This is a genomic window from Aliirhizobium sp. YIM B11859 (genome assembly GCF_057163345.1).
On record NZ_JBXHAY010000032.1, the window covers coordinates 1 to 8,175 of the forward strand.

The 8,175-nt window shown below is 58.7% G+C and carries 8 protein-coding genes; all 8 read left to right on the forward strand.

All coding sequences use genetic code 11. The features are described 5' to 3' along the window. A partial coding sequence (locus AC2GXZ_RS32320) for an RHS repeat-associated core domain-containing protein (RefSeq protein WP_483763346.1) occupies positions 1-944 on the forward strand: 944 nt, incomplete at its 5' end. Then, positions 941-2,011, forward strand: coding sequence for a transglutaminase family protein (locus AC2GXZ_RS32325; RefSeq protein ID WP_483763347.1), 1,071 nt, complete (start codon positions 941-943; stop codon positions 2,009-2,011). The genes AC2GXZ_RS32320 and AC2GXZ_RS32325, both read left to right, overlap by 4 nt. A gap of 22 nt (positions 2,012-2,033) precedes the next feature. Beyond that, the gene (locus AC2GXZ_RS32330) at positions 2,034-2,837 is read left to right on the forward strand and encodes an RHS repeat protein (RefSeq protein ID WP_483763348.1); all 804 of its coding nucleotides are present in this window, start codon (positions 2,034-2,036) and stop codon (positions 2,835-2,837) included. After that, positions 2,834-3,340, forward strand: coding sequence for a hypothetical protein (locus tag AC2GXZ_RS32335; RefSeq protein WP_483763349.1), 507 nt, complete (start codon positions 2,834-2,836; stop codon positions 3,338-3,340). Before AC2GXZ_RS32330 ends, AC2GXZ_RS32335 begins: the two co-directional genes overlap by 4 nt. A gap of 657 nt (positions 3,341-3,997) precedes the next feature. Further along, positions 3,998-4,978, forward strand: a complete 981-nt coding sequence (locus tag AC2GXZ_RS32340; RefSeq protein WP_483763350.1) for an ABC transporter substrate-binding protein — start codon at positions 3,998-4,000, stop codon at positions 4,976-4,978. A 13-nt stretch (positions 4,979-4,991) separates the two neighbouring features. Further along, on the forward strand, positions 4,992-5,843 hold the full coding sequence (locus AC2GXZ_RS32345; protein WP_483763351.1) for an ABC transporter permease: 852 nt from the start codon (positions 4,992-4,994) through the stop codon (positions 5,841-5,843). Next, positions 5,840-6,562 carry an ABC transporter ATP-binding protein gene (locus tag AC2GXZ_RS32350; protein ID WP_483763352.1) on the forward strand — a complete coding sequence of 241 codons (723 nt, stop codon included), beginning with the start codon at positions 5,840-5,842 and terminating at the stop codon, positions 6,560-6,562. The genes AC2GXZ_RS32345 and AC2GXZ_RS32350 overlap by 4 nt, the downstream gene beginning before the upstream one ends. Positions 6,563-6,572: 10 nt before the next feature. Then, complete coding sequence (locus AC2GXZ_RS32355) at positions 6,573-7,910, forward strand: LLM class flavin-dependent oxidoreductase (RefSeq protein ID WP_483763353.1); 1,338 nt, start codon at positions 6,573-6,575, stop codon at positions 7,908-7,910. Positions 7,911-8,175 lie beyond the last annotated feature (265 nt).

Sequence of the window (8,175 nt, forward strand, 5' to 3'; positions counted from 1 at the left end):
CGATCACCTATGCCAATGGCGTGGCAACGACCTTCACCTATTCGGCCCAGCGCGACTGGCTGACACGGGTGACGACGAAGAAGGGCACGACCTCTCTACTCGACAGCCAGTATACCCGTGACCTGCTCGGCCGGATCAAGACGATCACCGGGCTCGCTACCACCGAGAACTGGACCTATGCCTATGACGACCTGAGCCGTCTCGTCACCGCCACCAATGCCGGCGACAGCACGTTGTCGGAGACCTATACCTACGCCAATAACGGCAACCTCCTGACCCGCACCAAGATGGGCACCTATACCTATCCGTCGGGCACGGGGGTGCGGCCGCATGCGGCAACCAAGATCGGTACGAAGTCGCTCTCCTACGATGCCAATGGCAACATGCTGGCCGATGGCACGCGGACCCTTGCCTGGACCGGTGCCAACCAGCTCGGTTCGGTCACGCAGTCGGGTTCGGCCGTCACCTTCTCCTATGGCCCCGACGGATCTCGGGTGAAAAAGGCCTGGCCGTTCGGCACGACGCTCTACGCGGGCGCCGATGTCGAGATCGATGCGACGACGGCGGGATCGGAGACCTACACGCTCTATCCGCATCCCGACATCAAGATCACCGCCACCGCGTCAGGCCAAACGGCAAAGTACTTCCTGCATCGCGATCATCTCGCATCCGTCCGGCTGGTCACCGACAGCGCAGGCGCGATCACCGAGAAGACCGGCTATGCCGCATATGGTGATCCGACCAACAAGGCCATGGCCACCAAGAAGGGCTATATCGGCGAGCGCTTCGATGCCGAGACAGGTCTCATGTATCTCAATGCAAGATACTACGATCCTGCATTCGGGAGGTTCGTTCCAAAGGATGACGGAGCGGCTGAGGGGGCGACAGCGCTCTCCCATGGCGCGCGTGCTCGCGATGATCGGCAGCGGGATGCACGGCAATGAACATACGGGCGGTCGATATGGCCGGCCGGAATCCGTTTAGCAGCGATGGTTTTGCCATCGCTGGTTCGCGGAATTCCGGCCGGAAGCCACAGACAGCGACTGGTCAGTCACTGCGCACAGTGCTGATGTGTCTGACCGTGCTGCTGCTTCTTTTCTCTGCAGCTGCTGGATTCTCAGACACTGGAGCAGATCGGGTGGCGTTGGTGCAGCAGGTGGAAGCCCTGTTTGAGCCGTCGCGTGAGCTTCTCGATGTAAAGTTTGCCGTCGATGCAGTGGTTGATCCGTCGGTGAACACCGTAGCAATCAAATCCATGGTGGATGATATGGCGGCCGAGATTGCGAGCATGGCGGGCGCGGAGGCCGATAGTGCAGCAAAACTCACTGCACTCAAACGATACCTCTACGAGAGCGGAGCCTGGAACAATGATAAGCCGTTCCGCTATGATCTCGATGACCGATTGGGTGAAAAGCCGGCCAACCGGTTACTACAGCGCTATCTCATGACCCGGCGTGGCAATTGCATCACCATGCCGATGCTCTTCCTGGCCCTTGGCCAGCGGTTGGGTTTGACGATGACGCTTGCCCAGGCGCCGCTACATGTCTTCGTGAAATACACAGACGACGATGGCAAGCTCTGGAACCTTGAGGCCACTAGTGGCGGCGGCTTCACCCGGGACATCTGGTATCGGAAGCAACTGCCGATGTCCGATCAGGCGGTTGCCAACGGCGTCTACCTGCGGGCGCTTTCCCATGAGGAAGCAGCAGCGCTGATCGCCTCGTTTCTGGTTGAACATGAGATTGATACGGGCGACTTCGAGACCGCCATCGCCGTCTCGGACGTGCTGTTACGTCATTATCCAAATTTCGCCTATGGGCTGGTCAAGCAGGGCAGCGCCTATGGCGGCCTGCTGCGGCAACAGCTCGCCGGCAAATACACAAATATCGAGGACATTCCGACCGATCTGAAAATGAAGGCCGACCAGTGGCATGCGCGCAATATCGACGCTTTCGCCAGAGCAGAAGCGCTCGGCTGGCGGCCGCAAGATGGCCAGATCGGAAACCAATGAGTGATCAAGCGGGGGCTTGTTGATGAAATTCTTTGTTCGGAGCCTGTGGGCTCGTATTCTGAGCCTGCTCATCGTCTGCAGCATGGTCTCCGTGTCGTTCGGATCGGCCGCCAACGCTCGGTTCATCTCGCCGGATGACTGGGATCCGGTCAAGGAGGGCGTCGGCACCAACCGATATGCCTATGCCCAAAATGATCCCGTCAACAGGAGTGATCCGAACGGGCACAATTCCGATAGTCCATTTATGGACGTTGCAATCGGCCTCGCCGTCGCTGCGGCCTGTGCAGGAGGTGGATGCGAGATTGCCGCTGTAGCCGCAGTCGGGGGTTTTGCAGTCTACGGAGCTTATCATGCTTTATCGCCGTCAGATGAGATCACTGCGTCGCAACATGCTATGGCCAGCAAGAATGGCATCTATACCGGCGCAGGTAGTTTCGGGGATTGGGGTGACAAAGGTGCTCATTGGAAGGGAGTGGACGACAAGGGGAAGCAGCATGAGGTCGGAATTCGTCCCGGAAAGAACGGGGATTTCGAATTTGAGCCTGTAGGAGGATCTGTTCCGGGCAAACAATTCGACCAGGCCGCAGGCTCGCTAGGCCCCACTCTTGGATCTAAAGAGGGGCTGGAGAAACTCCAAGGACAAGTTCAAGGCGCACAGGCCGAGTTGCAAGGCAAGAAAGGATATAGCGATCGCAAAAAAGAACTGGGTGAACTGAACGACATGATTTCAGATAAGCTATCAAACAAATCCGATAGTAAACAGGATGGTGGTAAGGATTCCTCAAGCAGTGACCAGGGCAATGCTGATTCAGGTGAGAAGAAATGAAAACTATTAGTATTGACGATTTATTGAGGAATGATCCGAAATGCATCCTAAGGCCTGATACATCTCTTGCATCCTTAGGAACATTACTAGGTCCTCCCGATTGGTGGAATTTCGGCGGCTCAGATCCGTTCGATGCACTACTGGGGTACGGCGACTTTCAAGTGGGTATTTGGGCAGTCGGCCAGCGTATCGAAGTTCGTCGAATTGCGCTGCAGTTATGGGAGGCCAACTACGGTGAACCTGTCCCTAAAACGAAGCGGATCAAATTATCCAAAAGCACAAAGGTAAACCTGTGCGGCTTCATCCCTGGTGCCAGTTTGGCAGAAGTTAGAGCGAAGCTGCGGTTGGAGAGTTTCGCATTCTCCGAGAAACCTCAGAATGATGCGAGCGAGGTCAAAGCAAGGATCGAACTGGAGAACAGCGCGAAATTGGTTTTCTTTGAGATGAATGGAGATATTTCACTTGCCGAAATCCACCTCTTCTCAAAATTACGCGGCTCGTGACTTCTGTCTCCCTCTTTTGTTTTTGTTGCGATAACAGCCGCTCAATCCGGCGGGGAAACTCAACTCGGATAAGGCCAGAATTTCTGGCGAGCAGAATGATGAAGATTGAGAAGCCTTCGAACTTCGAAAAGACGCTGGGATAGCAGCGAAAAGGGTTATTCAGACAGAGGAAAGGAATGAGCTCGACATCAACATGTTTAAATTAATTCATCCGTCGGACCGCTGCGGGTTGGAGATAGCGTTCAATCGCTCAGCCAACTGCCGTCGCCGGATCATAGGCATTTCCCGTATTAGAGCGCACTCGGTGGAATTCTTTGGTTTGGGGTTTGGTCTTGAGTAGACACGAACTTACGACCCGCAGTCTTCTGGCTTGGGAGCGTAGTGCTTATCATTGGATGGCACTTCGCCCGGCTCACGGGCGCCCTGCAGGTCATCGATGGCGGGCCTTACGCCGAATCTCGAAACCTCGCGCTCCCCAGAATGCTATCTGGAATTTTCATCTATCAAATACCTCCGACAAGAGAACGGAAATGCCGGATCCCGCGATAACTCGCATCAGGTAACCCTATCGACTTAGTCGAGTATTGATAAAGTGAAAGGAATTTCCAACCTAACCGGTCGTGCGCAACCTTGCAGGCTGAAATCGGAGCAAATTCCTTGTATCGTAGAATTTTCTTGCGCACCTCTGCCGCCGCACTTCTTTCCGCCTTTACCCTAGCTGCTCCCGTTGCCGACGCCGCGGAACCGACAACCAAGCTCATCGTGGCCGATCAATCGGAGTTGGTGCGCAACCTGCTGGAGGCGAGCGGCCAGCAGGACTCCCTCGGATTTGATGTCGAATATCCGAACTTTGCCGGCGGACCAGCCATCCTCGAGGCGATCAGGGCGGGCGCTCTGGACATCGCCTATGTCGGCGATACTCCCCCGATCCAGGCCCGCGCATCGGGAACACTTCTGCCGATTGTCGGGACGTTCACGCGTGAGGTCGCTCAGTATCGACTGACGAGCCGTCCGGGTCTCAAGATCGAGAAGCTGTCCGAGCTTAAGGGCAAGAAGCTCAGCTATGTCGAGGGATCGGGCCGACAGGTGTTCCTGATCGAGGCGTTGAACAGGGCAGGTCTGAAACTTGAGGACGTCACGCTCGTCAATCTCCGCGTGGCAGATCTTCCCGATGCGCTGCGCTCCGGAGCCGTCGACGTCGCCGTCTTGCAGGAACCCTTCGTCACGCGGCTCACCAAACAGGCAGGGGCAAGCCCTGTACTCGATCCTGAAGAGCGACGGCTGCTGCCGAGCACGTCCTACTTCTATGCCCGTCCCGAAGCGCTCGCCGATCCCGCGAAGGTTGAGGCCATCAAGCAGTTTCTGGCCGCTTTCGTGAAGGCCGGAAAATGGAGCAACGAACACGACAAGGACTGGGCGAAGTTCTATTATACCGACTTCCAGCGCGTCTCCCCGGATGACGCCGCGGCAATCCTCGCCGGGCAATCGCCGCTCGTCTTCCAGACGTCGGTCGAGGCGATCCCCCACCATCAGAAACTGATCGACATCCTCTACCAGGCCGGGTCCCTCAAGGAGCAGTTCGACGCCAAGGGATCTTTCGTCGACACGTTCGACGCGGTCATCGAGCAGTCTCGCTGATATCGGAGGTCGCATGACGGACATTTCAACCGGCAGGATTGTGAAAGGGGAGACGGATCGGCACTTCGATCTTGCTGTCCGCAAGAGTTCTACACGGCTCGTACCTGCCAAGCTGCCGCCGGGATTACGGCTGCTTGGCCCTGCCATCGTCCTGATTGTCTGGGAAGCCGCGTCCCGTCTGGGCCTGCTGTCTCCGAGCACGCTCGCTGCGCCTTCGACGGCGATCGCGACGGGCTACGACATGCTGCTGGACGGCAGCCTGCTGCCGCATCTCGCAGCCTCGGCAGCCCGCGCCTATTCCGGGCTTGTCCTGGGTGTCGTCGCCGGCGTCATCCTCGCTCTTCTCTCCGGATTGACGCGAACCGGCGAAGCACTCATCGACGGCCTCGTGCAGATCAAGCGGGCGGTGCCGACACTCGCCCTCATCCCGTTGGTCATCATCTGGCTTGGCATCGGCGAGGCGATGAAGGTCTTCCTGATTTTCACCGCCGTCCTTATTCCGGTCTATATCAATACCCATGCGGCGCTGCGGGGCATTGATATCGGCCATGTCGAACTTGCGCGCACTCTTGGACTGACCCGCGCCGAGTTCATCCGGCATGTCGCCCTGCCGGGCGCCCTGCCCGGCTTCTTCGTCTCGCTGCGGCTCGCTGTTGCTCTCTGCTGGACGGCCTTGGTCGTGCTCGAGCTTGTCAACACGCAGACGGGCATCGGTTACCTGATGAACCGGGCTCGGGACTGGGGCCAGACGGACATCATCGTTGTCGGCATCATCATCTACGCCCTACTCGGTCTCCTTTCCGATGCGGTCGTGCGGTTCATCGAAGACAAGGCACTTTCCTACAGACGGGCTCTCGGCTCATGAATGCACATATTACCAACGCTGTGGTCCTTCGCGACCTTTCCCGCAGCTTCAAAGGCAAGACTGTCCTCGACCGTGTCTCGCTGGATATCCCGGCCGGACAGTTCGTCGCCCTCCTCGGCGAATCCGGTTCGGGCAAGACGACGCTGCTGCGGGCGCTCGCGGGGCTGGACGACGACGCCGAAACCAGGGGGCATTTCAGCGCGCCGGAGAGTTTCTCAGTCCTCTTCCAAGACTCCCGCCTCCTGCCGTGGAAAACGGTGATTGAAAATCTGACGCTCGGTCTGCGCCGCGCGGACGCCGAAACCTCCGCGGCCATCATGCTCGAGGATGTCGGGCTTGCCGACAAGGCTCACGTATGGCCCTCCACACTGTCTGGAGGGCAGAAGCAGCGTGCTTCGCTGGCGAGATCCCTGCTGCGCACGCCGGACCTCCTGCTTGCGGACGAGCCTTTCGGTGCACTCGATGCCCTCACCCGGCTGAAGATGCAGGCTCTGCTGATGCGCCTCGTGGAGCGTGAGAGACCAACGATTATTCTGGTCACTCATGACGTGGACGAAGCCCTTCTCCTGGCTGACCGTATCCTCGTGCTGAAGGATGGGAGCATCGCGGAAGATCATGCGATTTCGCTTCCGCATCCTCGCCACGAACACCAGACCGAAGTCGCCGCCCTCCGAACGAAATTGCTTAAGAGCCTCGGCGTCGAAGCCGACAGCATTTGAAAGGCACCCGATGTCTCGCCATCTGCACCTGAACCTTTTCCTCATGTCACGCGGTCACCACGAAGGCGCGTGGCGGCACCCGAGGTCGAACCACAAGGCTCTCACCGATCTTGCTCTCTATGTCGAGGCAGCGGCGATTGCCGAGAGCGCGAAGTTCGATGCCGTGTTCCTCGCCGACACGCTGGCGGCCGGCAACAGCAGCGGCCTTGCATCCTCGGGATCGCTCGAGCCGATCGTCCTTCTCTCCCTGCTTGCAGCCCATACACAGAAGATCGGCCTCATCGGAACGGCCTCCACCACCTACAGTCTGCCCTATACGCTGGCGCGCCAGTTCGCGACGCTTGATCATCTCTCCAACGGCCGCGCAGGCTGGAACATCGTCACGTCCTGGGCTCCTGAGGCAGGGGCGAATTACGGGCTCCAGCAGAATGTCGATCACGGCGATCGCTACAAGCTGGCGGAGGAGTTCGTGGAGGCGGTCGATGCCCTCTGGAAGAGCTTCCCGGCCCACGCGGTCCTCGACGATCGCGAAGGCGGACGATATCTCGATCGAGATCGGATGACGCCGGCGGACTATGCCGGCCAGCACTACCGTACGAAAGGCCCACTCAACGTTCCGGAAAGCCCTCAGTCCCGCCCGGTCTACATCCAGGCCGGACAATCCGATGCGGGCCGCGGCTTTGCCGCAAGATGGGCCGAGGCCATCTTCACCGCCCACATGACGAAGGATTCCGCCAAGGCATTCTACACCGACGTGAAAAATCGGGCCGTGGGTTACGGGCGCAGCCCGGACGACATCGTCGTCCTGCCGGGCATCAGCGCGGCGATCGGGTCCACCACCAGGGAAGCCGAGCAGGTCTGGGAGGAACTGGACGATCTCACCAGCACGGATGTCGGCTTGACGCGTCTCTCGGCACGTTTTGGTGGCCACGACTTCAGCGACCTGCCGCTGGACCGCCCGCTGACCAAGGACGACTTCCCGGACCCGAACGCCGTCGAGGCCTCGAGAAGCCGGGTGGTCGGCTATATCGATATGACGCTCAAGGAAAACCTGACGCTGAGGCAGTTGCTTCGCAAGCTGGCGGGTGCCCGCGGGCACTTCGTGGCGACGGGTACGCCGGAGCAGGTCGCTGACATTATCGAAGACTGGTTCAGGACGGGTGCCGCCGACGGCTTTAACGTGATGCCGCCGATCATCAACAGTCAGCTTGCACTCTTTGCTGACGAGGTCGTTCCAATTCTGCAAAAACGCGGCCTGTTCCGGCATGAATACGAGGGCAGCACGCTGCGCTCGCATTTCGGGCTGAACGCCGTAGCGTGGCCAGATGCGCTGGCGCGATCGGCTTGATCACAAACTAGCTGATGGCTCGGATCAAGACGCTCGAAACAGAAGTGAAGCAGCTTGGTTTTTGCCATCTCAGCGTTGTGGCTCCTTGAGCCGTGAGTGAGCGCTCTCAGACGATATGCCTCGTATGCAGTGCAAACGGCATGACACACTCTAGCCGACCCTCTTTAAGCTCTTGAGCGGATCCGAACCTTCGACCACTGCGTGCCGCTTTCTCTAAACGGCTGATCTCTCTTGTTTTCCCTGCCCTAGATCGCCTGTCTGATTG

Excerpts from the sequence above, each read along its gene's own strand:
- AC2GXZ_RS32325 (WP_483763347.1), top strand. The coding sequence starts at position 941 with ATGAACATACGGGCGGTCGATATGGCCGGCCGGAATCCGTTTAGCAGC.
- AC2GXZ_RS32330 (WP_483763348.1), top strand. The coding sequence starts at position 2,034 with ATGAAATTCTTTGTTCGGAGCCTGTGGGCTCGTATTCTGAGCCTGCTC.
- AC2GXZ_RS32335 (WP_483763349.1), top strand. The coding sequence starts at position 2,834 with ATGAAAACTATTAGTATTGACGATTTATTGAGGAATGATCCGAAATGC.
- AC2GXZ_RS32345 (WP_483763351.1), top strand. The coding sequence starts at position 4,992 with ATGACGGACATTTCAACCGGCAGGATTGTGAAAGGGGAGACGGATCGG.
- AC2GXZ_RS32350 (WP_483763352.1), top strand. The coding sequence starts at position 5,840 with ATGAATGCACATATTACCAACGCTGTGGTCCTTCGCGACCTTTCCCGC.
- AC2GXZ_RS32355 (WP_483763353.1), top strand. The coding sequence starts at position 6,573 with ATGTCTCGCCATCTGCACCTGAACCTTTTCCTCATGTCACGCGGTCAC.